This window comes from Runella sp. CRIBMP (genome assembly GCF_009905605.1).
GTDB lineage: Bacteria > Bacteroidota > Bacteroidia > Cytophagales > Spirosomataceae > Runella.
Window position 1 is genome coordinate 1,041,790 of record NZ_JAAAKZ010000002.1, and the last position, 25,863, is coordinate 1,067,652.

A 25,863-nucleotide genomic window follows, 5' to 3' on the forward strand; every position below is an offset into this window, starting at 1 on the left:
CGCGTATGTGTGCAGTTAATTCAATAATTCAACAACAAATGCGTACTTTCTGTTCTAATCGGGGTACAAATATCTTAAAAAAATTCTAAATAAAGATAAGCATGAGGCCAGAACTCCTCTGGATGTACGGAGTATGCCGTATAAATGTTGAGTTATACCTTTTTCAAAAATTCTGTTTTTAAGACCATCACCGTTTTCTCGACTTTCCCTTCAATTTCAGATTCGCTGTCGGTCAGGCGGATTTTACGGACAATTGTCCCCCTTTTGATGACGCTCGACGAGCCTTTAACTTTTAAATCTTTGATTACTGAAACCGAATCACCTTCATTCAATAAATTCCCGTTACTGTCTTTGACTTCCATGTTTTTGCCTTAATGTTTATCATTTTGACCGCAAAGGTAGCTTTATTTTAAACACGTATTTTATGATTGTTCTCAGGCCTTGGCTGTACTTTGTCCTTTTATTTCAGCTCAATTTTTTCTCTTTTTTTAAGTAAAATTTCAGCTTCTTATGTACGCTGTAATTCAGCCAACTACGCCGTTACTCTGCCGCGTATCACGAAAATATACGACCCTCAAAACTATTTTTTCACAACCCATTTTCCAACCTTCTCTCAACCCTCCGCGTCACTTTGATGAATTCGCGTCCTTGAATTCACCATTATTCATCTTAAAAAAAAAGTAAACAGCAATGAAATCAATGCAAGTAAAAGGGTTGGCCATCGGAATGTGGCAACAAGTGGTAAACCACTCAAAATCAACGGGTAGAAAAGCGATTTGGGGGATTGGAGCCGTACTGACGCTGGGAATGGCAAGCTGCGACACAACCGACGACAACGTAGGACCTAATTTTATTCACACCAGCGATTTTAACAAAGGCAACGAGAACTGGGAAGCGGGCCTTACCGACTTCAGCACCCAACAAGACTCCATCATGGAGTTCAGTGCAAAAATCACGGCTTTGCCTACCGACTCCCTCAAAAAGGGATTTATGCTGACGAGCCACAACCGCAGCGACGATGCGTTTATGTACCTGAAACGAAAGCTGACTGGCTTGGCTCCCAACCAAACGTACGACATCACTTTTGAAGTGGAACTAGCGTCAAAATACCCCGAAAAAGGCGTGGGCGTGGGTGGCTCACCAGGCGGAGCGGTTTACTTGAAAGCGGGGGCTTCGGGAATTGAACCCCAAAAAGTAAAAGACAGCACCAATGCCCAACACTGGACCCTGAACTGGGACAAAGGCAATCAAAGCAGCGGCGGCAAAAACGCCATCGTGTTAGGAACCGTTGGTATTGAAGGAGAAACATACAAATACCAAATCATCAAACGGACCAACCAATCAAAGGCTTTTTCGGCCAAAACCAACGACAAGGGCGAATTGTGGCTCCTGGTGGGTACGGATTCAGGATTTGAGGGAATTACCACTTTATATTACACCAAAGTAAAAGCGGTCTTGCTGAAAGCAACCCTTTAGTAGCATGATTTAGTTCATCTATTTTAACGACAAACCCGTCAACGCCTCTCGCATTGACGGGTTTATCGTTTTTGTCCAAAAAGATTCAGGAAGCTGGAACATTATACAAAGCCAAAAATGAACTTTGAGCAATAGTTGACTTAACTACTAAACCTCCAACTATGAAATTCCCAGCGCTCCTGATATTTACGTGGCTTGTTGGCCAATCTACTTTGTTGGCCCAATCTTCCTTTCCTACCCTTGGCAAAGTCGTGCGGATAGACCCGCAATTGGATGCCTTGATTGCGTCCGACGCTAAAATAGAGGTCTTAGCTTCGGGATTTGTGTGGGCCGAAGGTCCAGTATGGATTAATGATAGCGGTTATCTATTGTTTTCGGATGTACCGCAGAATACGGTCTTCAAATGGAGTGCCAAAGAAGGGCTTACCCCATTTCTAAAACCTTCGGGTTTTACGGGGGCCGGCACTTACGGCGACGAACCCGGCAGCAACGGACTCACACTCAACCGACAGGGGCACTTGGTATTGGCCGAACACGGCGACCGGAGGATTTCAGTCATGCCCCTCACGGGAGTCGGTAAACGTACCATCACCGACAATTATCAGGGCAAGCGCTTCAATAGCCCCAACGACGTGGTGCAACATTCGAGTGGGGCTTATTATTTTACCGACCCTCCGTATGGTTTACCTAAGAAGCATGAAGACCCCACCCGCGAAATCGACTGGTTTGGGGTATATAGGGCGGCTGCCGACGGCAAAGTGACGCTGCTAACCAAAGACATGACGCGTCCGAACGGACTGGCGTTTTCGCCCGACGAAAAAATTCTGTATGTAGCGCAATCAGACCCGAGCAAAGCAGTTATTATGGCATTTCCAATGCTGTCTGATGGCACTGTCGGCCCCGGAAAGGTATTTTATGACGCCACGCCGATGGTCAAACAAGGATTGCCCGGCTTACCCGACGGCCTAAAAGTAGATATTAGCGGCAATGTGTGGAGCACTGGGCCGGGCGGTGTTTTAATCTTCTCTCCGTCGGGAAAACTACTGGGCAGAATTGACACTGGAGAAGCAACGGCCAATTGCGGCTGGGGCGACGATGGCTCAACGCTGTACATCACCGCCGACATGTACTTATGCCGAATTAAGACCAAAACCAAAGGAGCAGGATGGTAAAACTGTTCCCAAAAATATACTTCTGAAAGAAGGGGGACTGGTTCCTCCTTTTTTTATTGAATTACGTTATTTTATGCTTGAAAATTGATTAAAACCCGCGAACTTTGTATTAGTGATTCATCAACTTAATATCGTTGAAGGCAGGCCTAAAAGAAGTACGCATTACCATTAATCATCAGCTAAAGTAAATGTCAGAGAATAGAAAGTTTTTCGTGTATGGATTGTTTGTGTTGGTAGGAATTATTTATCTGATACGCCTGCTGTACCTTCAAGTACTTGATAATACGTACGAAACCGCCAGTAACTCCATTCGGGCCATTCCCGATGTACCGATGCGGGGCCAGGTCTATGACCGTTATGGCAACCTGATTGTTTATAACACGTTGGTTTACGACCTGTACGTTACCCCCAACAAACTCAAAGTAGCAGACACCCTTGCGCTATGCAATGCTCTCAGCATTACACGGGCTGATTTTGACAGCCTGATGAAAGCAGCCAAGGTGTATTCTCGCAAAAAACCTTCGCTTTTTCTGCGGCAATTATCCAAAGAGGATTTTGCCCATATTCAAGATGTGCTGGTTGATTATCCCGGCTTTGAGTACGTAAAAAGCTCCGTCAGGACTTACTCCGCTCCTACCCTCGCCCATGCGTTGGGTTACGTAAGTGAAATCTCCCAAAAGCAATTGGACGCTCAAGAGTATCCGTATTATCGGCAAGGAGATTTGATGGGACAAAGTGGCTTGGAGAAATTCTATGAAGAATACCTACGCGGACAGCGAGGAGTAAGATACGTGATGCAAGACGTCAACGGGGTTGCCAAAGGGCCGTGGAAAGGCGGCGAATTGGACACCATCGCGCAAGCTGGGCAGAATTTATACACCAGTATCGACCTCGAAATCCAGCAATATGTGGATAGCCTGATGCAGGGAAAAGCGGGTGCCGTGGTGGCGATTGAGCCTTCGAGCGGGGAGGTATTGGCCATCACTTCCGCGCCTAGCTACGACCCCGCGCTGTTTGCCACGCGCGATTTTTCAAAAAACTACGCAAAATTGGCGCTCAACCCCTACCGTCCGCTGCTCAACCGCGCCGTGATGGGCAGCTACCGACCAGGTTCTACCTTCAAAACGGTACAGGCGTTGGTGGCCATGCAGGAAGGGGCCATTTCGCCGGGCAGTATATTTTCCCACGCAGGCGCCCCCATGAAATGCCACGGTCACGGCGGACTATCAGGAGTACACAGTGCCATTCAGTGGTCCTGCAACCCCTATTTTTATCACGTATTTAGGAGAATGATTTACGCCAATACTGAAAAAAATACGTTCAAAGCCTCCGCTATGGGGCTGCGGAAATGGCATGACTATACCGAAAAATTTGGTTTTGGTCAAAAACTTGGCATTGACCTACCCAGCGAAGCCCTCGGTAAATTGCCCAACGTTGAATTTTATGATAAATGGTATGGTGTAAACGGCTGGAAGTTTTCAAATATATATTCACTCAGCATCGGCGAGGGTGAATTGTTGATTACCCCGCTCAAGCTGGCCAATCTGGCCGCTACCATCGCCAATCGTGGCTGGTACATTGCCCCTCACTTGGTAAAAGGAATCGGCAAAAACGACAATCCTCTTCCTGAGTTTAAGCAGCGACACGAAACGGGCGTTGACCGCCGCTATTTTGAGCCTGTGGTGGATGGAATGGAAATGGCCGTTGTAAGGGGAACCGTTTCTCGGGGTGCTATTATTCCCGACATCGTCATGTGCGGAAAAACGGGAACATCTCAAAATAAAAAGGGAAAAGACCACTCTATTTTTATCGCTTTTGCGCCCAAAGATAACCCAAAAATCGCCATTGCGGTCTTTGTAGAAAATGCTGGTTTTGGAGGATTTGCCGCCGCACCCGTGGCTTCGTTGGTGATTGAAAAATACATCAAACGGCACGTAGACCGTAAAGCCTATGAGCAAGAATGGATGAATAAAAACTTCCTCCAAAACGTGATTATTCCCAAGTCTCAACTTCCGAAGCCTAAAGAGCAAAAGCCCGCGCCCACTAAGCCCGAAGCAACCATCGTAAACCGCGAAAAGGCGGCATTCAATAAATTAACGGAAGCTCCCTAATTCTTAATAGAAACGCTTTAGACATCCGCTTACCTTTTCGGCAACGGAAATCGCAAAGCACAATTAAGAACTAGAAAAGTATTACCCTAAGAAAATGGCTCGTAACGAACACATTACCCAAAATATAGATTGGCTGACCGTATTGATTTATGCCGCGTGCGTCACGATGGGCCTTTTCAACGTCTACGCTGCGGTGTACAACCCAGAAGAGCAGACCAAATTGTTTGACCTTTCCAACAGTGCCGGTCGGCAGTTGATGTTTATCGGTACGGGGGTATTCCTCATCATCGCTATTCTGGTAATCGACCATAAATTTTGGGAAGCCTTTGCCCCCATTATTTATGGGTTTTGTATCTTTCTGCTACTGGCAGTTCTGGTCATTGGGAGTGATATAAACGGCTCCAAATCTTGGATTAAAATCGGCTCTTTTTCCCTTCAACCCGCCGAATTTGCCAAATTAGGCACCGCCTTGATGATCAGCAAGTTTGTCACGCAGCCCAATGTCAACCTCACTAAATTTCGAGATTTACTCTTGACCGCCGGCATCATACTTCTGCCCATGTTGCTTATTATTCTTTCCAAAGAAACGGGCTGTGCGTTGGTGTTTGCCTCTTTTATGGTGGTCTTGTACCGGGAAGGAATCCCCGGCATTTACCCCTCCATTTTGCTGATTTCCATTACGTTATTCATCCTTTCGCTGTTCTTTTCTCCTTTGTATATTTCGTTGGGATTGGTGGTATTAGCGATTATTATTTTTCGCTTTGTTCTCCCCAGATACGACCGAAACCGGAAAACAATCATCAACTTATCGGTGATTTTCGGGGCAATGATGCTATTTTCGGCCAGTGTCGATTTTCTCATCAAAAACGTACTTCAACCTCACCACCGCAAGCGGATTGAGGTATTGATTGACCCCAAAGCCGACCCGATGGGCAAAGGCTGGAACGTAATCCAGTCAAAAATAGCCATTGGTTCTGGTCGTTTGTGGGGAAAAGGGTTTCTGGATGGCACCCAAACCAAGTTCAACTTCGTACCCGAACAGCACACCGATTTTATTTTTTGTACCATCGGCGAAGAGCACGGCTTCGTAGGAAGTGCCGCTGTGGTGTTGCTCATTCTGGGATTGATGTGCCGCTTGATTTTTCTGGCCGAACGCCAACGAACGCGTTTTGCCCGGGCGTATGGGTATTGCGTAGCGGGGATTCTGTTTTTTCACTTTTTGGTCAACATCGGTATGACCATCGGTTTGATGGTCGTCATCGGGATTCCCCTGCCCTTCTTCAGCTACGGCGGGTCTTCGATGTGGGCATTTACGATTTTGCTGTTTATTTTCCTTAAATTGGACGCCCAACGACCGTTTACGCTGTCGCGAACATGATAAAAAAAGGACAGTACTGATTATGGCCTTCATCTCCAAAAAAAAGGTTCCTTTCCGAATCAATGCCGATTTACGCAAGTATTTGGAGAGTTATAACCGCGAAGTGGCTTTGCCGATTGATTATCGTTACTTATTGCGATACGACAACGCCATTCCGTTGTATGACAAACGTGGAAATGATACCCTCTGGGAAACGGTCTTCTACGCCCATAGCGAGATTGACGAAATCTATTACGCCCTCAAAACCATCTACGCCGACCTAAAAGCCGACGGCGACTTGTCGGTCATGAAGCACTTGTATGTGGACCGGGTGGATGTGTGCTCTTACGGCAACTCGAAGCCTTTTCGGATTCGAATTGTGAATAAAGTCAATGATAACTTTGACTATTTTTACGTTAAAAACGCCGATTCATCGCGCATTTATGGGCTTGAATTAGAGCACATTCTATCTCCAAACCGCATCAGCTACCTAACCAGCGACGAGACGTTGATTGAAGAACACATTGCCGGAATTCCGGGGGATATGTTTATCAAAAATTACCTGTACGAGCCCAATCTCAACACTGTTCGGTTTTGCAAAGAATTCGTAAAATTTAACGAGCGCTGTTTTGTGCGTCTATTAGGCGATATGCACTCCAGCAATTTTGTAGTCGATATTACCCCGGACTTTGAAGAAATTTATTACCGCATTCGCTCCATTGATTTTGACCAGCAATCCTACGAAGGAAAAAAGGCCGTTTATCTGCCCCAATATTTCAAGCAAAACAACGCCATCATTGAAGTAGGCATGAAATACCTAACTTCGGAGAGTGTGGAGCAATACCAAAAGGAAGAACGATCGTTGATTTCGGGGCGCATTCGGGTAGAACGAACGCGGATTCAGGATTTGATGAATGTGATGATGGCCGATACGATTTCATCGACCCAAAACTTAGAGCAATTGAAGCGCGAACTCGCGCAACACTACCGAAACACGAGTTTTTTAAAATGCCGTAGCATGGGCGAAGTCGTCATGCGGAGCCTCGAATTGGTATCGGTACACTGACATTTTTAAAGGCTCTCTGGACTTTACACAAAAGTCTCGGTTTTGAGAAACCGAGACCACTGATTTTCAAACCAAGACCACTGATTTCTTAAACCGAGACCTCTTCAAAGCGGCTTAAAATTACTTTTGTCCAAAGACTTTTTGTAACAAATCATTCACCCGCGCCACGGGGTCTTTCCGAATTTTGCGCTCTTCTTGTGCCACCAGTACAAACAATCCATCAATTGCTTTTTGGGTAGCGTATTGCTTCAAATCTGGATTTACTTTTTGGACCAACGGCAGCTTGTTATAAGTATTGATTAGGTCTGCGTAGTATTTTGTGGCTTTGTTGAGTTGTAATGTACTGTCTACCACGGGAAAAAACTGCTTATACAACTCTTCATTCGTCGTACGACGTAGGTATTGAGTGGCAGCGGTAGAATCTCCTCGTAAGATACCCACGGCATCCTGAATGGTCATCGACGTAATAGCTTTTACGAATACAGGTTTGGATTTTTTGGCGGCATCTTCGGCGGCCCGGTTGAGCGACAATACAAAACGGTCTACTTCGTTGCCAAGGCCCAGCTGACGCAACCGCGCTTCTACGCGCTGAATATCGGGCGGAAACGCAATTTTAATGAGGCTATTTTTAAAGTATCCGTCTACGGCCGAGGCCTGCGCCGAGCCGTTGGAAATACCCACTTTCAAAGCTTCTTTTAACCCCTGCACAATTTCGTCGTTGCTCAAATCACCCACCGACGGCGAATTAATCACCTGACCCGCTTTTTCCAGAAATCCGCCTAGACCTTTTTTCTTCGTTTCCTCCTGCGCTAGGGCATTGACCGAAACAAACAGCGTAAATACGTAAATGAAAGATGTTTTCATGATGTGATATACAATTGGTTGAATAAACATGCTTAAAGCTTCTTTTTTGCTATCTAGCATTAGACTAACTTCTTTAAGGTAAGTAATGGTATGGAGAAATGACAAAAATTATTTCAATCCTGTTCCTATTTTTACAATCATTACAACCCTAAAAGGGTCAATTGCGTCTTATACAGAACGTTGAAAAAACGCTATTGACTGAGTTACTATGAAAAAACTTCTTCTATTTCTCTTACTTACAGGCTGCTTTTGTTGCAACAAAAATCTCGACAATGAACTCATCGGAACGTGGAAATTAATTTCCTACTGCAAACCCACTGGCAGTACCAACTGCACGCCAATAACGGTTCCGAACGACAAAGGTGTTTTTGTCACATTCTCCAACGATAAACAATTCAACGAATATTTTCAAAACACCAAACCCAGTGAGTATGCTTTTTTGGGGTGTGGCGGTGGCAGCTACGAAATCGAAGATAAAAACGTCAGAATCAGGGCCGTCTGTATGTCTTCGAGCAACGGACGATTGATTGAATTGGTCTCCCTTTCTTCCAAAAGGCTCGTTTTGAACCCTTACGGAACGGGAGAATATATCTTTGGAAAACAATAAATTATTTCTCCCAATTGCCATTTACCATGCGCCAAATCCCCAAGGGGTTTCCGTCTTTGAGTTCATCGGGCAATAAGGGCATCGGGAAGTTTTGGAAGGCCAACGGCCGTACAAATCGCTTCATGGCGTGCGGGCCAACAGAGCCAAAACGCCCATCGGTACTCGCAGGAAAAGGCCCTCCGTGCTGCATAGCCGCCCCCACTTCCACTCCCGTTGGAACACCGTTTAAAATAAGTCGCCCGCAAATGAGACTGACGGAAAACAATAACTCAGCGGCCTGAGCTAAATCTTTTTCGGTACCGACAACTGTACACGTCAACTGTCCTTCCAAATGACCAATCACTTCCTGCATTTCAGCGGCATCTTTGCACTTAATCAGTAGAGAAAAAGGCCCGAACACTTCCTGATGAAGCGCGGGATTAGCCACAAACTGCGCCGCCGTCACGGAAGCTACGCTTGGAATCCCTTCTTCTTCCCCGTAGTGCTGCGAAGTTTCGGCTTCCACAACGACTGTCTGTTGCCCTAATACGTCCGCTCTCTTTGTTCTGAATGCCTTGGCAATGCCCGAATGAAGCATCGGAGCGGGCAGAATGGCCCGAATCTCCGTCGCCAATACGCTGATAAATGTGTCTAACCCCTGACTTTCAATCCCGATGAGAAGCCCAGGTTTGGTACAGAATTGTCCCATTCCCCCCGTGATGGAGCCAGCGTACATTTTTGCGTACTTCTCAGCTTCTTTTTCAAGGACATCGGGCAATAAAAAGACGGGATTGGTGCTTCCCATTTCGGCAAAAACGGGAATGGGAACCGGTCGTTGCGCAGCCAAGTCAAACAGGGCCTTACCTCCGGCAAAAGAACCCGTAAAGCCCACTGCCGCCGTTTTGGGGTGTAAAACCAAGGCTTTCCCAATTTCAAAATTGGCACCATGAATGTGCTCAAAAAGCCCCTCGGGCATTCCTGTTTTAGCAATGGCTTTTTTGACGGCGGCCGCCACCATCTCCGAGGTTTCGGGATGAGCGGGGTGGGCTTTCACCACCACTGGACACCCTGCACCCCATGCGGCAGCAGGGTCAACACCCGCCGTAGAATAGGCAAACGGAAAGTTGCTTGCCCCAAATACCACCACGGGGCCAATAGGAACCAGCATGTTCCGAATATCAGGCTTGGGCAGTGGCAAACGCTCAGGAAGCGCCGTGTCAATCGTAGCTTCAACCCATGAACCCTCGGCCACCACGTCGGCAATGTTGCGAAGTTGGAAGCAGGTTCGCCCACGCTCACCCGTCAGTCGGGCGGCAAGGAGGTGGGTTTCACGCATGGCGACTTCAATCAGCGGTTCGCCCAAGGCTTCAATTTCGTCGGCAACGGCACGTATAAAGCTCGCTTTTTGTTTAGCCGTTGTGCGGCGATATATCAAAAATGCGGCGTACGCCCGCTGCATTGCGTCCTCAATTTCGGTCAAGGTAGCATCCTGAAATAGTTTAGTCATTTCAAAAAATTTAGGTTTCAACGAGTAAGGTTTTTAGCCCTCCCCATTCTTTTTCATTGAGTTGCCCCACCAAATACAAATCAATTTCGATTTGGCCAACGCGAAATGCTTTCAGATGATTCAGATTTGTTTCCAGTAATTGCTTCACGGATTTAAAATTTTCCACCTGAGCACGCTCCTCGTCGCCGTACCATTCCTCTACTGCAAGGAGAGGTGCCCAAAAATTGTCTGTCAGAATCTCTTCGGCTTTCACGGAGGGAGGATAGCCTAAAAAAAATTCTAAGTCACTGACTATCAACCCATCTTTAACACTGGCGTTAAATTTAATCCATTCTATTGGCTCGTCTGACTCGCTGGGATAGAATAAATTTTTCAGCAAACTGGTGACTTCTGAAATGAATCCCGTCTCAATGCCGGATTCAATTGAAACGGGGTTTTGAAGATTATCTTGTTGATTGTTTTCCATTTTAAAATTATCTCTAAATTTGAGTCAAACTTAAAAACTTTTCAAGACAATGCTAGAGCAATTAATGGGTCTTATCCAAGATCAATCACAAGATGCCATTGTTAAAAACCCTGCAATCCCCAACGAACACAATACAGATGCTATGCAAGCGATATTGGGTGCGGTAACGGGTGGTTTACAAAACCAAGCACAATCGGGGAACATCAGTGGTTTGATGGGCCTTCTCTCGGGCAACAGCGGTACTGGCAGTAATTTAATGAACAATCCGATTGTTTCGGGTATTGCCCAAAATGCCATTGGAAGTTTAATGGAAAAATTCGGACTCTCAAACAGCGCGGCGGCCAACGTGATTGCTCAAGTTTTACCAGGAGTACTTACTTCAATGATTTCCAAAACCAGCAATCCCAACGACAATAGCATGGATTTTGGTAGTATCATGGGTTCACTTTTAGGAGGACAACAAACGCAGCAGGTGCAGCAGCAGGGAGGATTTGACTTTAATCAAATCGGGTATGCTTTGGCCGATGGCAAATTGGACATGAATGATGTGATGCGCATCGGAGGTAGCTTCTTGGGCGGCGGTGCTGGCAACAACAATGCTGGCGGCGGCTTAGGCGGCTTACTAGGTGGCCTTTTTGGAAAATAATTTTATTTGTAGGCTTATAACAAAAAAGGATGGTCTTCTGACCATCCTTTTTTGTTATAAGCCTCAATAAATTCCCAAACTTGGGTAAAAGAAGTAACCACTTCGCCTTTTTAACCAAAAATCATCTCTTCAACTGATTGATATTTACGTATGCCGCGTTATTGCCTCGCCCTCGACCTCAAAGACGACCCCACTCTCATTGCCGAATACGAAAAATACCACGAAAAAATTCGCCCCGAAATCGCGGAAAGCATCACAAGCGCGGGCATTACCCAAATGGAGATTTACCGTATCGGCAACCGTCTTTTTATGATTATGGAAACCACCGACGATTTTTCGTTTGAAGAAAAAGCCGCCGCCGATGCCGCCAATCCCAAAGTACAAGAATGGGAAAACCTGATGTGGCACTACCAACAAGCCCTTCCCATGGCCAAAGAAGGTGAAAAATGGATGATGATGAAAAATATTTTCAAATTAACGTAAGGACAGGCGCGAGGCCTGCCCTTACGTTTTATTAATTATTTCCTCTAAAAAAAGCCCCATTTTCCGTAGCCAAAAAAGCCTCAAACGGTATCTCTTCTTGTTTGATAAAGCCTTGCTGAGGCAATGCTCCCGCCGCCACCATTTCTACCACTGCCGCAATAGAAGCCGCCGTAGTCCAAGAAATAGCCCTCCAATGCTGCCCGTCAATAAGACGAGGGTGAAAGGCTCGATAAAATTCTTCACGGGCTAGCCCGTCAGTTTGCCAGCCCTCTACCACGGCATACACATACACAACATCCTCTTTCACAGGAGGTTTGGCCGAAGTTAGTATTTCTTCAATTTGCTGACGATTGTTTTTCAAAATCAATTCATACAACAAAAACCGCATCAGCTTGGCGTGTCCAGGGTAGCGAATGGTCTTGTAATTTAAGGTATCGACTTTTCCGAGATAGGTTTCGCACATGGTACCCAGCCCCCCTGAAGTACTAAATGCCTCAAATTCTTGCCCTTCGATGTTGATTACTTCGATACCATCCAACGACGACACCATTTTACGTTCGCCGTTATGAATTACTTCGGCATCGTTTATGTATTCATTGATGACCCCCGCTGGCGACCACGTGAAAGAATACCCTAAAAGCCCATTAGGATAACAGGGCAGCGCCCCCACACGGAGCTCAATGTCACGAAGTTTATCGAATCGTTTGGCTAAATCAGCCCCCACAATTCCGATGAGGCCTGGCGCTAATCCGCACTGAGGGGCCATCACACCCCGGTGTGTTTCGGCCATTTGGCGAATAGCAGCCGTGGTGGGCACATCTTCGGTCAAATCAAAATAATGAATCCCTAGTTTATAGGCGGCATTGGCGATAGGCAAATTGAGATTATAAGGCATACACGACACCACGGCATCGAAATCAGCCAGTGTAGTTTCGATAAATGCTTCGTCGGTTACATCCCCTTCGATGATTTCAAAAGGAAGCGATTTTGTAGGTCGACGTTTGTCCAAACCTTTTACACTGAATTGTTTGTTGAGCAAGGTAGCCACCAATGAGCCAACCTTACCCAAACCAATGATTAATACATTTTGCATACTTTTTTGATTTTTGGATGAAATGGAATAATGACGTTGAAAACAACGAAAATGTGTTGGTTGCCCGCAGGAAATCCATGAAATACGAATGAGTAGCCCTGTAAGTGGGGCGCTATAAGTCAGAAAATTAGGGAACAAAGGAGCAGGCACTACGAAGGTAGGCCAAACGAGCGAGGGATTTTTTGAGTTCAGGATTCATAGCAAAGCAAATGTAAAAATCCTTTGTTGTTTGGGCAAGTTGTTGTTAAAAAAACAAAAAACACTCATCTCGATATTTTGTATTGTCCATCAATACCCAATCATAAACAGCTCAAAAACAGCGCATTTCTACTAATAATACCGCAAAATAGATGTAACCGTTAGGCCATTAAATTTAAAAGCTTTCAATGATTTTCGTTAATTTGCAAACTATGAATACCAAACGCTGGACATACCGACAAACCCTAACGCCAAATCAACAAGCCCAAGCGGATACCCTCGCTGCTTCTATCAACGTAAATCCATTTTTGGGGCGTTTGCTGGTGCAAAGAGGCATTACAACGTTTGAGGCCGCCAAAGCTTTTTTTCGCCCCTCCATCGAACACCTCCACGATCCGTTTTTGATGAAAGACATGGACAAAGCTGTGTCAAGGTTGCTCCGAGCGTTTGAAAATCAGGAAAAAATCATCATTTACGGCGATTATGACGTCGATGGTGCTACGTCGGTGGCGGTGTTTTATGGATTTCTTAAAAAATATTACCCTTCCATTGAATACTATATTCCCGACCGATACATCGAAGGCTACGGTGTTTCGTCGCAGGGAATTGACTATGCCGAAGCCAATGATTTTTCGCTCATTGTAACGCTCGACTGCGGCATCAAATCCGCCGATAAAGTAGCCGATGCCAAAAGTCGCGGCATTGATTTTATCATCTGCGACCACCACCGCCCAGACACCAACCTGCCGCCCGCTGTGGCCATTCTGGACCCAAAACAGGAAGATTGTGGGTATCCTTACAAAGAATTGACGGGCTGCGGCGTAGGCTTTAAACTTTTGCAGGCACTTTGTCAGCAGGGATTTGCCGACGAGGATGAGCTTATGGACCAGCTCGATTTATTGGTGGTAAGTATTGCCGCCGACATCGTGCACATCACCGGAGAAAATCGCGTTTTGGCCGCTTATGGCCTCAAAAAACTCAATGAGCGAAAACGCGTTGGCCTCAATGCACTGATTGAGATTGCGGGTTTCAAAAACGACCTCGACATTACCAACGTAGTCTTTGGTCTTGCGCCCCGCATCAATGCCGCTGGCCGAATTGCCCACGCCAAAGAGGCCGTTCGATTATTGCTTTGCAACGACAAAGACGAAGCTGAGGCTTTTGCGCAGGAAATAAATAAACACAACAGTGACCGCCGCACGTTTGATACGAGCATCACCGACGAAGCCCTCAACATGATTCGCGAGGACGCTTGGATGGTCGGTGCCAACAGCACCGTTTTGTACAAAGAAGATTGGCACAAAGGCGTGGTGGGCATTGTGGCGAGCCGATGTATTGAGCATTTTCACCGCCCTACCATCATCCTGACCAACTCACACGGCAAAGCGGCGGGGTCGGCACGCTCGGTGCCCGGGTTTGACGTCTACGAAGCCATAGAGGCCTGCGCCGATTTATTGGAACAATTTGGCGGACATACTTTTGCGGCGGGCCTTTCCTTGGCGGTCGACAACGTACCCGCCTTCCGGATGCGGTTTGACGAAATTGTTAAAAATCGAATTTCTCCCGAACAACTTACCCCGCTCGTTGATATCGACATGGATTTGGAATTAAACGCCATCAACGCCAAATTTTACAATATTCTCAAACAAATGGCCCCTTTCGGGCCCGAAAACATGACGCCCGTATTTGCGAGCCACGACGTACGCTTGAGCGGTACGCCAACCATTATGAAGGAGAAACACCTCAAAATAGAAGTCTTTCAACCTTCTCCACAGGGAGCCGTGAAATTTACCGCTATTGGGTTTGGCATGGCCGATATGTATCCCAAACTCATTACTGGGAAGCCTTTTTCCATCGCCTATACCATCGAAGAAAATACGTTTCGGGATAAAACGACGTTACAGTTGTATCTGAAAGACATCCGATTTGAGTAATAACACTCGTTCTACGCGTCTGTCGCTATGTTCTAGGCAGTTTAAAATAGCTTCTTTGCGAAGCCACTACCTACACATCTGTGACGACAAAACAGTAGTATAGAATAGCTTATGATTCTAAGAACCGAAAATTTAATAAAAAAATACGGCTCACGCCTCGTCAACGACAACGTGAGCTACCAAGTGGGACAGGGAGAAATTGTAGGGTTATTGGGCCCCAACGGTGCCGGCAAAACCACCTCATTTTACATGGCCACGGGCTTGGTAAAACCCAACAGCGGCCACGTTTACATCGACGATAAAGACATTACCGACCTTCCTATGTACAAACGGGCACGGCTCGGAATCGGGTATCTGGCGCAGGAGGCATCGGTCTTCAGGACCCTGACCGTGGAAGAAAACATCATTGCAGTGCTGGAAATGACCTCCCTCACCAAAGCCGAACAAAAAGCCAAATGTGAAGAGCTATTGGATGAATTTAACCTGCACCACGTACGTAAAAACAAGGGAATGGTGCTATCGGGCGGCGAACGTCGACGCACCGAAATTGCCCGTTGTTTGGCCGTTGACCCCAAATTCATTCTGTTGGATGAGCCTTTTGCGGGGGTTGACCCCATCGCGGTAGAGGATATTCAAACCATTGTGGCCAAATTGAAATTCAGAAACATCGGCATTTTGATTACCGACCACAACGTATCCGAAACGCTGTCAATCACCGACCGCGCGTATTTATTGTTCGAAGGGAAAATCTTGAAACAGGGAACCCCCGAAGAACTCGCGGCCGACCCGCAGGTAAGGCGTTTGTATTTAGGGCAAAGTTTTGAACTTAAGCGAAAAATTCAATAGAAGGTTGATTTTTGCCTAAATTTCGGCCCACAATGGTTCAATTTTCAACAAAGCGGTCATTTTTAAGCGCCACTTAGCTGGTATTGCAACCATCTATCCATTAATTTTCTTTCGTTCTCCCGCGCTGTTTACTTTTGCCCATCATCCAACTTCTTAACCAACAACATTATGGAACAACAAACAACTACCGCTCGTACCGCGCTCAAATTTGGAGTTATTTCGGGGGTTGCTAGCATTGTTTTTATCACAATTCTCTACGTTTCGGGACAAGCCGCCAACAGCGCTCTGGCATGGCTCGGGGCCATTATTACGATTGCGGCAATGGTGCTAGGAATGAAAGAATACCGAACGCTAAACGGTGGTTTTATGACCTACGGCCAGGGCCTTGGCATCGGCACACTGATGTCAGCCGTTGGGGGCTTTATTTCTTCTGTTTATTCTTACATTTACAATGAATTCATTGACAACACGTTACGTCAACAAATCCTCGATAAAGTCCGTGAAGATTTGGAAAACCGGGGCATGGACGATGCACAGGTAGAACAAGCATTGGCCATGAGCGAAAAGTTTTCCAGCCCAGGTATCACTTTTGCGCTAAGTATTTTTGGCGCTATTTTAATCGGCTTTATTATCTCATTGATTGTTTCCGCCATAATGAAAAAAGACAAGCCTTTTGAATTAGAATAGTAAACTGTTCTCTATTTTTTCGTCAAACTTCTGGTGTCCCGTACGCTTATGCTCGCTATTTTTCGTAAAGAAATCAACTCCTTTTTCAGTTCATTGACCGCTTATATTGTCATGGCAGTTTTTTTGACCGCCGTCGGTTTGTTGATGTGGGTTTTTCCCGACACCAACATTCTCAATTATGGCTATGCTGATTTAGGGACCTTTTTCAACCTCACCCCTTTTGTATTGTTGTTTCTAATCCCCGCCATCACCATGCGGGCTTTGGCCGAAGAAGTACGAAACGGAACCATCGAATTGCTGTTGACCAAACCCCTCAGTACTTGGGGGTTAATCTTAGGTAAATTCTGGGCGAGCTGGGCACTTGCCCTTGTGACATTACTCCCGACACTACTGTATTATTACAGCATTTATCAACTTGGCAACCCCGTAGGAAACGTAGACTCGGCCCAAATTTTCGGTTCTTACATCGGCCTTGCCCTCTTGAGTGCCGTATTTGTGGCGGTGGGTTTGTGGACTTCTTCGCTGAGTGACAACCAAATTGTGGCTTTTGTACTCGGTGTTTTCATTTCGTTTTTGCTCTATAACGGCATCGGTGCTGTGGCCAAGTTGGACTTTTGGGGTTCATTGGCGTATCCTTTATCGTGGATTTCGCTCGATGAACAATACGCTGATTTGGGGCGCGGATTGATTGACTCTCGAAATGTTATTTATCTTTTCAGTATAACACTGTTATTTTTGTGGTTGACCCAAAGCAGAGTGGCAGCACGACGGAAATAACCTTAACATAAAGATTAATCTAAGGGTTAAAAGCTACGAGGATGAGGAAATAAACACCTCATTTTCAGCTTTTAACCCTTCACTTTTAGCTTTAAACCTTCACCTTTTATGTGGCAAATTTGGATTGATACTGGAGGAACCTTTACCGACTGTTTGGCCTTGAATGTATCGGGCGTCTTAAAACGCACAAAAGTACTGAGTAGCAGTTTTTTGAGAGGACAAATTATCGAAAAAACAGGACCTAGAACGTACAGGACCGATACCAAATGGGCGTTTGAAAGTGCCTTATTGACAGGTTATGATTTCCGAATTGTGGGGGAAAATGCGTTTATCAAAGTCATTAAATTTAGCGGAGAAGTACTTGAATTGGAACAGGAAATTGACCTGACAGGCACCATTTTTCCGGTCGATTTTGAAGTTACTACCCACGAAGAAGCCCCCGTTCTTGCCACAAGAATAGTTACCGAAACCCCTTTAAATCATCCTTTCCCGTCACTATCGATGCGACTTGGTACCACCAAAGGCACCAATGCACTACTCGAACGTAAAGGCGCAAAAGTGACGCTTTATGTGACCAAAGGCTTTAGAGATGCTGTCCGAATCGGTACCCAACAACGCCCTAATTTATTCCAATTGGCCATTCCTGAACCGACGTTGCTCTATGACGAAGTGATTGAAATACCCGAACGTTTGGACGCCAAAGGAGAAATAATCGCTCCTTTTGATGATTCTAAAGTTGCTTTGCCCCGCTCCGCTCATCATTCGGTGGCCATTTCGTTTTTACACAGCTATCTGAATCCTACCCATGAGCAGCAACTGGGAGCCGTCCTAAATGCCCAAAAATATCCTTCCATCAGCAGTTCTTCGGAATTATACGCGGGCATTAATTACCTAAAACGGACCCAAACGGCGCTGGTAAATGCTTATTTGCAACCCATTTTATCGGAATACCTCACCAATATAAAATACGCGCTGGGACAGCAAACCGTACGCGTAATGACGAGCGCGGGAGGCTTAGTGAGCGCGGCTACTTTTCGGGCAAAAGACAGCTTACTCAGTGGCCCAGCGGGGGGCATGGTGGGGGCCGCCGCGATTGCCCAACAACTTGGTTTTGAGCGCTGTCTGACCTTTGACATGGGCGGAACAAGCACCGACACCGCCCGTTTTGACGGTAAATTAGACTTAGAATTTGTCACCAAAATTGAAGGCATTGAGCTCCATAACCCCACGCTCGCCATCGAAACCGTCGCCGCAGGTGGAGGCTCTATTTGCTCTTTTGATGGGCAAAAACTCCACGTAGGCCCCGAGAGTGCGGGCGCAAATCCTGGCCCCGCCTGCTACGGAGCAGGCGGCCCGCTGACCATCACCGACGTTAATTTATTGTTAGGAAAATTGGACACGTCCCGTTTTGGGATTCCAGTGCGAATAGACAAATCTCATGAGGCATTAAAGGCAATTCAGCAACGCATTTTTACCCAAATCAACCAACAACTTTCGGAAGACGAATTATTGCATGGGTTTGAGCAAATTGCCAACGAAAAAATGGCCGAGGCCATTCGGCGCATATCGGTCGCTAAGGGCTTCGACCCCAAAGAATATCCGCTGCTCACTTTTGGCGGTGCGGGCGGTTTGCACGGTTGTCAATTGGCCGAAATCCTGAACATTGCAACGGTCATTTTACCCTACGATGGAGGTTTGTTGAGTGCCTACGGAATGGGGCAGGCGCGGGTAGAACGGATTGTCAGTCAGCAAGTTCTTAAACCGTTGGATGAACTAACCCCACAGCTCGACGAGCGCATTGCTCAACTTTCTCAAAAAGCCGAAAAAATTCTTCTCAATGAAGGCATAAGTGCTGTTGAGGTGAGCGCTGTGTTGCTTTATTTACGTTTTAAAGGACAGGAAAATGCGTTGGAAATCAGCTATCACACCCCCGAAAACCTCCCGCACCAATTCCGCGAAAAGTACCAACAGTTGTTTGGGTATTGTCCCACCACGCTACCCATCGAAGTGGAAAGCATAAAAATAATTGCGGGAGAAAAAGGCAAAAAAAACCAAACACCAATCGCATATCAAGCTGATAATGAAGCCAATCCAATCAAACACGCGCGCTACCCAGTGTATGATTGGGAACAGCTTTCAGCAAACGATTTTTTCAATGGCCCTGCCGTGTTGCTCAATCCAACGTCAACCTCTTTCATCCCTGAAGGTTGGCAAGCAGTGGTGACATCTACGCGAGATATTGTCGTTAAAAGTACGGCCCAAAACCAAAAGAACGTCACCAAAACCGATGTCAACCAAGCCATTGAGCTAGAGCTTTTTACCAATCGTTTTATGGCGATTACCGAAGAAATGGGGGCACAATTGCAGCGTACCGCTTTTTCGGTCAACGTAAAGGAGCGACTTGATTTCTCCTGCGCTTTGTTGGACGCCAATGCCGAATTGCTCGTCAATGCGCCCCATATTCCCGTACATTTGGGCAGTTTGGGCGTGTGCGCGCGATTGGTTCGCGAAAAAATCACCATCGGCCCGGGCGACGTAATCATCACCAACCACCCCAAATACGGCGGCTCGCACTTACCCGACGTCACGATTCTCGCGGGTGTATTTACGCCCGACCAACTCCTTATTGGCTACGTCATCAACCGCGCGCACCACGCCGAAATCGGCGGTCGAACGCCCGGCTCTATGCCCCCCGACGCCACCACGCTCAACGAAGAAGGGGTAGTGATTCTACCGACGTATTTGGTCAAAAACGGCGAAATGCAATGGGAAAGCATTGAGCGTCTTTTTACTCAATCTTCCTACCCCACCCGCGCCCTGACCGAAAACATTGCCGACATCAACGCCGCCCTTGCTTCGCTACGCTCTGGCGAAGCGGCCCTTCAAAGTCTTGTGGCGCAACACGGGTTAGAAAAGGTACATTTCTATATGAAGTTACTGAAAAACAGCGCTTTTGACGCCTTACAAAAAGCCCTGATTCCCTATCAAAATAAATCATTTGCCGCTACCGAATCATTGGATGACGGGCATTGCATTCAGGTCAAGATTACACCGCGCTTGGCAGGGGGAGCACAGTTTGATTTCACGGGCACCTCACCCTGCCACCCCCACAATCTCAACGCCAACATTTCCATTATTTACAGCGCTATTTTATACGTTTTACGACTGTTGGTCAACAAAAATATCCCTTTGAATGAAGGATTGATGCAAGGCGTCGAAGTCATTTTACCCGAAAATAGCTTTTTACACCCTCATTTCAGCGACGACCCCACGCAATGCCCCGCCGTGGTAGGAGGCAATACGGAAGTCAGCCAACGATTAGTGGACACGCTGCTAAAAGCCTTTGAATTAGCGGCTTGCAGTCAGGGAACGATGAATAATTTCCTGTTTGGCAACGGGCAATTCGGCTATTACGAGACCATTTGCGGCGGTACGGGCGCAAGCGAAGGAGCCAACGGGCGCTCGGCCGTGCATCAGCACATGACCAATACGCGCATCACCGATGCCGAAGAACTAGAACGGCGGTATCCTGTGCGTCTCAATCAGTTCGCCATTCGAGAAGGCTCGGGTGGCAGCGGAAAATGGCACGGCGGAGAGGGCGTTGTCCGCGAAATCACCTTTTTAGAGCCGCTGCGTGTCACGCTCATTACCCAGCACCGCCAAGTGCCGCCGTATGGTTTGGCAGGTGGACAAAACGGGCAAACGGGGCGGCAAATCCTGATCCGAAAAAATGGAACAACCCAAACATTATCAGGGGTTTGCAGCGTAGAAGCACAAGCGGGTGATTCACTGAGTATTGAAACTCCCGGCGGCGGCGGTTACGGAAACCTCATTTAAAGTACTATGTTTTTCGGAAAAAGTACTAAATTTACACAGTAATAAAAATCCCTAACGTGTCTCTTAACCAAGATAATATTCGCCTCGTTTTTGGGCTCAAATTAAAGCAGCTTCGTCTTGACAAATCTCTCTCTCTCAGCGATTTGTCACAACTTACTGGACTATCCATTTCTTACATCAACGAAATTGAAAAAGGGAAAAAATATCCCAAGTCCGACAAAATCATGGCCCTCTCGCGGGCATTGGACGTAGAATACGACTCGCTGGTTTCCATCAAGTTGAGCAAAAAACTGGAGCCCATTTCGGAATTATTGCAGTCCAATATTCTCACTGAACTCCCGCTTGACCTTTTCGGAATCGACCCCGCCGATTTGTTGGAAATGCTTTCCGACGCGCCCACCAAATTGAGCGCGTTTATCGGGACACTCATTGAAATCGCGCGCAACTACAATATGTCGGTGGAGCAATTTTACTTTTCGGCGCTGCGGACCTACCAAGAAATGTACGACAACTATTTCGAGGATTTGGAGCAAGAAGCCGAGCAGTTTTTGAAGTTTCATGCCGTTCCTGAAGAGTTGATTCTGGACGACAAATACTTAGCCGACTTGTTGGTTAAAAATTATCCGTACGAAATTCAGTTCATTGACGAAAAAAAATATCCCGAACTTATCGGAATTCGCTCGATGTTGGTGTCCCGCGGGGATAAATTACGGTTGCTCATCAGCCCCCAACTCGACGCCAATCAGCGGGCGTTTATTTACGGGCGTGAGTTGGGGTATCAATTCATGAAGCTCAAAAACCGACTGAATACCACACACTTAGTAGAAGCTGAATCGTTTGAACAACTGCTCAACAACTACAAAGCTTCTTATTTTTCCAGTGCCATTATCATTAAAGGGGAAGTGCTGGCCAAGAAACTATCCACCTTTTTTGAGCAGCCGCATTTTAACGGGGAGGCATTGGTCAATATGATCAATTACTTCCACAGTACGCCCGAGTCATTTTGCTATCGACTGAGCAATATTCTTCCTAAATACTTCGGAATCAGTCAGTTATTCTTTCTCCGGTTCAATAATTTTGCGGGACAAAACCGCTTTGATTTGACCAAAGAAATGCACATTGCGCGCAAGCACAATCCACACACGGTGCGCGATGAGCACTACTGCCGTCGTTGGATTTCGCTGACCATTTTGCAGGAGTTGGCCGAGTTGCAATCGCGCGGAGAGTACGAGCAGATACTGTGCCGTACGCAGGTTTCTCACTACATGGACACGCAGGACCAGTATTTTGTGGTGTCGTTTGCCAAGCCGATGTCACCCACGCCCAACCTCAACGTGAGCGTTTCGATGGGGATTCGGTTGGACGAAAACGTGCTCTCCAAAATTAAATTTTTGAGCACTGGCGAAATCACCAAGCGCGAAGTGAACGAGACCTGCGAGCGCTGCCCTTCGTTTGACTGCAAAGAGCGCATGGCCGCGCCCACCGTACTCCAACGCAAGCGCAAAAACGAAGCCATCCAAAAAGCCATGAAAATGCTAAGCAGCGAGGCGTAGGAGGAGCTGTTCATTGCGTCAAGCTGTTTGTTTTTGGTGTATATACGCAGGTAGATGGGTGTGTATGGATGTTATAGGCAATTAAACGAAAGCCCATGTGGGAAGAACTAAAAGTATATAAGCAGCTAGATAAAGCAGAAATTAATCCGACATTTAAAAAGTTCGGTGCGACACTATTGTCCTTTACAAACGGCTTCAAACTCGACCAGACAGCTTCAATTATTAAACTTTCCCGAGAAATTAATCAACTTGAGCAGGCTATTTTTATAGAAAAAGATAAGGGGACATACAATTTGAAAGTCAGGACTTCAATTAAGCCTGTTGACTTTTACCGAAAGCACAAATATACTATGCTTAACATCGTTCCTTTGTGTGACATATTGAATAATCATAGAAGGACTTCTTTTCCATTGACTCAAGAATGGAATGACTTAGCAGTTTATTTGGCGACAAGAATCAAAACAGAAATAGAAAAATATTTTGAAACTCATGGCTCCTACTACAAGATAATTGCAAAGCGTAAAGAGATAGAACCAAAGGATTTTGGGCTAGATAACAAGTACGAACTTTTAATTTATGCAGCAATAAGGACAAAAAACAAGGAATTGCTAAATCAATATCTTGACAAAAAAATGAGCAGACCTGTTATGGGGATTACTCAAAGTGAATATCTAAAGCCAGACAGCAATGAAATTGACGAAAGTGTTTTTTTGCAAAGTGTAAAATCTTTTGCCTTGACAGGAGACTTTATAAGCATTGAAAAAGAAATAGCAAAAGCATGTGGACAAAATTAACTGCCAATAATAACTAAGGTTTCGTGGTGGTTGAAAGCCAAGCTATGAAATCCCGAAAGCCTTCGGGATGGTGTATGGACAGTTTCGGGTTCCGAAAACCGCTTCTTCACCAAGTGCCATGACGTTTCTATGTAAGACTTTTCCAAGCTTTGGACTAACAAAAAACTACGGGTGGGCCAGACCACCGTCGATCATTTCCAGTTTGCGGTCGGCCATGTCGGCGAGGTGTTCGTTGTGAGTCACGATGACAAAGGTTTGGCCCAATTCGTTGCGCAGACGAAAAAACAATTGATGCAGGTCTTCGGCGTTTCGAGAGTCTAGGTTACCGCTGGGCTCGTCGGCAAAGATAATGGCGGGATTGTTGATTAAGGCCCGGGCCACGGCCACGCGCTGTTGCTCTCCCCCCGACAATTGTGAGGGCAAATTGCCCAAACGGTCTTTCAATCCCAGCATTTCCAATAATTCACCAGCTTTTTTTTTCACTTCCGTTTCATCACTTTTGGCGTCAATAAAAGCGGGCATACACACATTTTCTAGGGCCGTAAATTCGGGCAGCAAATGGTGAAACTGAAACACAAAGCCAATGGTGTGGTTGCGAAAAGCGGCTAAGTCTTTCTCTTTGAGGGCAAAAACATCGGTATCGTTGATAAAAACCTGTCCCGCATCAGGACGGTCGAGGGTTCCCAAAATGTGCAAAAGGGTGCTTTTTCCCGCCCCCGAAGCGCCCACTATCGTAACCAATTCTCCTTTATTAATCTCTAAATCAATGCCTTTCAAAACGGAAAGATTTCCGTATTTACGAACAATTTGGCGGGCTTTCAGCATTCTTAACGCGTTAAAATTGAATTGACAAAGATTGAAAAACTTCGCAACTTAGGCAACAGCGATTTAAGGTTAAACACCTTTTAGTAGCTGTTGGTGATAGATAGCCCGAATGAAAAAGAAAGGCCGTTTATTTACATTCCTCTCCAAATCTTTATCCCTGATATTGATGTTTCATTTTTATAGGTTAGTTTCGTAACCTATTTTTCAACGATTATATGGCTAAAGTCAAAACCGCTTATTTTTGTCAAAGTTGTGGTCATCAGTCACCCAAATGGCTGGGGCGCTGCCCTTCCTGCGGCGAATGGAACACATTGGTAGAAGAAGTTCTCGAAAAAGAAGATAAAAAAGGGCCCATCGGACAATGGAAATCGGTGAGTTTGGCCTCTAAACCCAAAGCCATTGTCGAAATAAAATACGAAGAAGAACCGCGTATTGTCACGATAGACGGTGAACTTAACCGCGTTTTGGGCGGCGGCATTGTGTTGGGGTCGTTGGTGCTCATTGGCGGCGAGCCGGGCATCGGAAAATCGACGCTGATGCTGCAAATTGCGCTCACGCTTACCCAACGCGTGCTGTACGTGTCGGGTGAGGAAAGTGAGCAGCAAATCAAGATGCGTGCCGAGCGGCTTACGTCCAAAAATCACAATTGCTTTATTCTGACGGAAACGTCGACCGATAATATTTTTCGTCAAATCGAAGAATTTGAGCCCGATGTTCTCATCATTGACTCTATCCAAACCATGCAATCGTCGCTCATCGAATCGGGCGCGGGCAGCGTGTCGCAGGTGCGTCAGTGCGCTTCCGAACTGATGAAATACGCCAAAGAAAGCGGCGTACCCGTGTTTATGATTGGGCACATCACCAAAGACGGCAGCTTGGCGGGACCTAAAACCCTCGAACACATGGTGGATACGGTGCTTCAGTTTGAAGGCGACCGCCACACTACGTACCGGATTTTGCGTACCACCAAAAACCGCTTTGGAAGCACCTCAGAATTAGGAATTTACGAAATGCTCGGCACGGGCCTGCGCCAAGTGACCAATCCGTCGGAGATATTGATTTCACAGCGCGAAGAGCAATTGAGCGGCATCACCATTGGCTCCATGCTCGAAGGCAACCGACCGCTGATGATCGAGATACAGTCGCTGGTGAGTGTGGCCAACTACGGTACACCGCAGCGCAGCAGCACGGGATTTGACAACAAACGCCTTCAGATGCTGTTGGCGGTGTTGGAAAAACGCGGCGGCTTTCGTCTGGGTACCCAAGATGTGTTTCTCAACGTAGCGGGTGGTCTGCGCGTAGAAGACCCCGCCATTGACTTGGCCGTGGTGACGTCGATTGCGTCGTCTTTTGAAGATTCTTTTGTGCCGCCTTCGGTCTGTTTTGCGGGAGAAGTGGGCTTGGGCGGGGAGGTTCGGGCCGTGAGCCGCATCGAAGGCCGCATTGCCGAAGCAGAGAAACTGGGTTTTAAGAAAATCTTTATTTCCAAGTACAACACCAAAGGACTGATTTTCAAGAGCTACGACATTAAAATTATCCCCGTCGCGAAGTTGGATGAAGTGTTTGGTGAATTATTAAGATAATT

22 protein-coding genes are annotated in these 25,863 nt (G+C 46.4%); 16 read left to right on the forward strand and 6 right to left on the reverse strand.

What is annotated here, in order from left to right:
- Positions 1-152 precede the first annotated feature (152 nt).
- A complete protein-coding gene (locus GVN20_RS09460; RefSeq protein ID WP_114065138.1) occupies positions 153-362 on the reverse strand; it encodes an alkylphosphonate utilization protein in 210 nt (69 codons plus the stop codon).
- A 328-nt stretch (positions 363-690) separates the two neighbouring features.
- Here GVN20_RS09460 and GVN20_RS09465 point away from each other — a divergent pair, with 328 nt between their 5' ends.
- From GVN20_RS09465 to GVN20_RS09485, 5 genes are all read left to right on the forward strand, one after another.
- Positions 691-1,476 carry a hypothetical protein gene (locus tag GVN20_RS09465; protein WP_166558067.1) on the forward strand — a complete coding sequence of 262 codons (786 nt, stop codon included), beginning with the start codon at positions 691-693 and terminating at the stop codon, positions 1,474-1,476.
- Positions 1,477-1,637: 161 nt separating this feature from the next.
- Entirely contained in the window at positions 1,638-2,648 is a 1,011-nt protein-coding gene (locus tag GVN20_RS09470) for an SMP-30/gluconolactonase/LRE family protein (protein WP_166558068.1), read from the forward strand.
- 188 nt (positions 2,649-2,836) lie between these two features.
- Positions 2,837-4,759 (forward strand): penicillin-binding transpeptidase domain-containing protein, encoded by a 1,923-nt coding sequence (locus GVN20_RS09475; RefSeq protein WP_166558069.1) that lies wholly within the window; start codon positions 2,837-2,839, stop codon positions 4,757-4,759.
- A gap of 94 nt (positions 4,760-4,853) precedes the next feature.
- The gene (gene rodA, locus GVN20_RS09480) at positions 4,854-6,137 is read left to right on the forward strand and encodes a rod shape-determining protein RodA (protein WP_166558070.1); all 1,284 of its coding nucleotides are present in this window, start codon (positions 4,854-4,856) and stop codon (positions 6,135-6,137) included.
- A gap of 22 nt (positions 6,138-6,159) precedes the next feature.
- A complete protein-coding gene (locus GVN20_RS09485; protein WP_166558071.1) occupies positions 6,160-7,182 on the forward strand; it encodes a hypothetical protein in 1,023 nt (340 codons plus the stop codon).
- A 120-nt stretch (positions 7,183-7,302) separates the two neighbouring features.
- Here GVN20_RS09485 and GVN20_RS09490 read toward each other — a convergent pair whose 3' ends face one another.
- Positions 7,303-8,046 carry a DUF4197 domain-containing protein gene (locus GVN20_RS09490; protein ID WP_166558072.1) on the reverse strand — a complete coding sequence of 248 codons (744 nt, stop codon included), beginning with the start codon at positions 8,044-8,046 and terminating at the stop codon, positions 7,303-7,305.
- A gap of 208 nt (positions 8,047-8,254) precedes the next feature.
- Between GVN20_RS09490 and GVN20_RS09495 the strand changes: the two genes are divergently transcribed.
- A complete protein-coding gene (locus GVN20_RS09495) occupies positions 8,255-8,653 on the forward strand; it encodes a lipocalin family protein (RefSeq protein WP_166558073.1) in 399 nt (132 codons plus the stop codon).
- A 1-nt stretch (position 8,654) separates the two neighbouring features.
- On the opposite strand, the gene GVN20_RS09500 is transcribed toward GVN20_RS09495, so the two are convergent.
- Complete coding sequence (locus GVN20_RS09500) at positions 8,655-10,139, reverse strand: aldehyde dehydrogenase (NADP(+)) (RefSeq protein ID WP_166558074.1); 1,485 nt, start codon at positions 10,137-10,139, stop codon at positions 8,655-8,657.
- A 10-nt stretch (positions 10,140-10,149) separates the two neighbouring features.
- Complete coding sequence (locus tag GVN20_RS09505) at positions 10,150-10,605, reverse strand: nuclease A inhibitor family protein (RefSeq protein WP_166558075.1); 456 nt, start codon at positions 10,603-10,605, stop codon at positions 10,150-10,152.
- A 49-nt stretch (positions 10,606-10,654) separates the two neighbouring features.
- Here GVN20_RS09505 and GVN20_RS09510 point away from each other — a divergent pair, with 49 nt between their 5' ends.
- Complete coding sequence (locus tag GVN20_RS09510) at positions 10,655-11,251, forward strand: hypothetical protein (protein ID WP_166558076.1); 597 nt, start codon at positions 10,655-10,657, stop codon at positions 11,249-11,251.
- A 150-nt stretch (positions 11,252-11,401) separates the two neighbouring features.
- Complete coding sequence (locus tag GVN20_RS09515) at positions 11,402-11,734, forward strand: L-rhamnose mutarotase (protein WP_166558077.1); 333 nt, start codon at positions 11,402-11,404, stop codon at positions 11,732-11,734.
- A gap of 31 nt (positions 11,735-11,765) precedes the next feature.
- Here GVN20_RS09515 and GVN20_RS09520 read toward each other — a convergent pair whose 3' ends face one another.
- Positions 11,766-12,827 carry a saccharopine dehydrogenase C-terminal domain-containing protein gene (locus tag GVN20_RS09520; RefSeq protein ID WP_166558078.1) on the reverse strand — a complete coding sequence of 354 codons (1,062 nt, stop codon included), beginning with the start codon at positions 12,825-12,827 and terminating at the stop codon, positions 11,766-11,768.
- Between the two features lie 410 nt (positions 12,828-13,237).
- Between GVN20_RS09520 and recJ the strand changes: the two genes are divergently transcribed.
- The 7 genes from recJ (at position 13,238) to GVN20_RS09555 (ending at position 23,453) form a co-directional block, all read left to right on the forward strand.
- Positions 13,238-14,959, forward strand: coding sequence for a single-stranded-DNA-specific exonuclease RecJ (gene recJ, locus GVN20_RS09525; protein ID WP_166558079.1), 1,722 nt, complete (start codon positions 13,238-13,240; stop codon positions 14,957-14,959).
- 111 nt (positions 14,960-15,070) lie between these two features.
- The gene (lptB, locus tag GVN20_RS09530) at positions 15,071-15,805 is read left to right on the forward strand and encodes an LPS export ABC transporter ATP-binding protein (protein WP_166558080.1); all 735 of its coding nucleotides are present in this window, start codon (positions 15,071-15,073) and stop codon (positions 15,803-15,805) included.
- A 168-nt stretch (positions 15,806-15,973) separates the two neighbouring features.
- A complete protein-coding gene (locus GVN20_RS09535; RefSeq protein ID WP_166558081.1) occupies positions 15,974-16,492 on the forward strand; it encodes a DUF4199 domain-containing protein in 519 nt (172 codons plus the stop codon).
- A gap of 48 nt (positions 16,493-16,540) precedes the next feature.
- Complete coding sequence (gldF, locus tag GVN20_RS09540; protein WP_114460756.1) at positions 16,541-17,269, forward strand: gliding motility-associated ABC transporter permease subunit GldF; 729 nt, start codon at positions 16,541-16,543, stop codon at positions 17,267-17,269.
- A gap of 108 nt (positions 17,270-17,377) precedes the next feature.
- Positions 17,378-21,106: a hydantoinase B/oxoprolinase family protein gene (locus GVN20_RS09545; RefSeq protein WP_166558082.1), complete on the forward strand. Its 3,729-nt coding sequence runs from the start codon at positions 17,378-17,380 to the stop codon at positions 21,104-21,106.
- A 56-nt stretch (positions 21,107-21,162) separates the two neighbouring features.
- Entirely contained in the window at positions 21,163-22,659 is a 1,497-nt protein-coding gene (locus tag GVN20_RS09550) for a helix-turn-helix domain-containing protein (protein WP_166558083.1), read from the forward strand.
- A gap of 95 nt (positions 22,660-22,754) precedes the next feature.
- Entirely contained in the window at positions 22,755-23,453 is a 699-nt protein-coding gene (locus GVN20_RS09555) for a hypothetical protein (protein WP_166558084.1), read from the forward strand.
- A gap of 165 nt (positions 23,454-23,618) precedes the next feature.
- On the opposite strand, the gene GVN20_RS09560 is transcribed toward GVN20_RS09555, so the two are convergent.
- Positions 23,619-24,278, reverse strand: coding sequence for an ABC transporter ATP-binding protein (locus tag GVN20_RS09560; RefSeq protein ID WP_166558085.1), 660 nt, complete (start codon positions 24,276-24,278; stop codon positions 23,619-23,621).
- 215 nt (positions 24,279-24,493) lie between these two features.
- On the opposite strand from GVN20_RS09560, the gene radA reads away from it, so the two are divergent.
- Positions 24,494-25,861 carry a DNA repair protein RadA gene (gene radA / locus GVN20_RS09565; protein ID WP_114066213.1) on the forward strand — a complete coding sequence of 456 codons (1,368 nt, stop codon included), beginning with the start codon at positions 24,494-24,496 and terminating at the stop codon, positions 25,859-25,861.
- Positions 25,862-25,863: the final 2 nt, after the last annotated feature.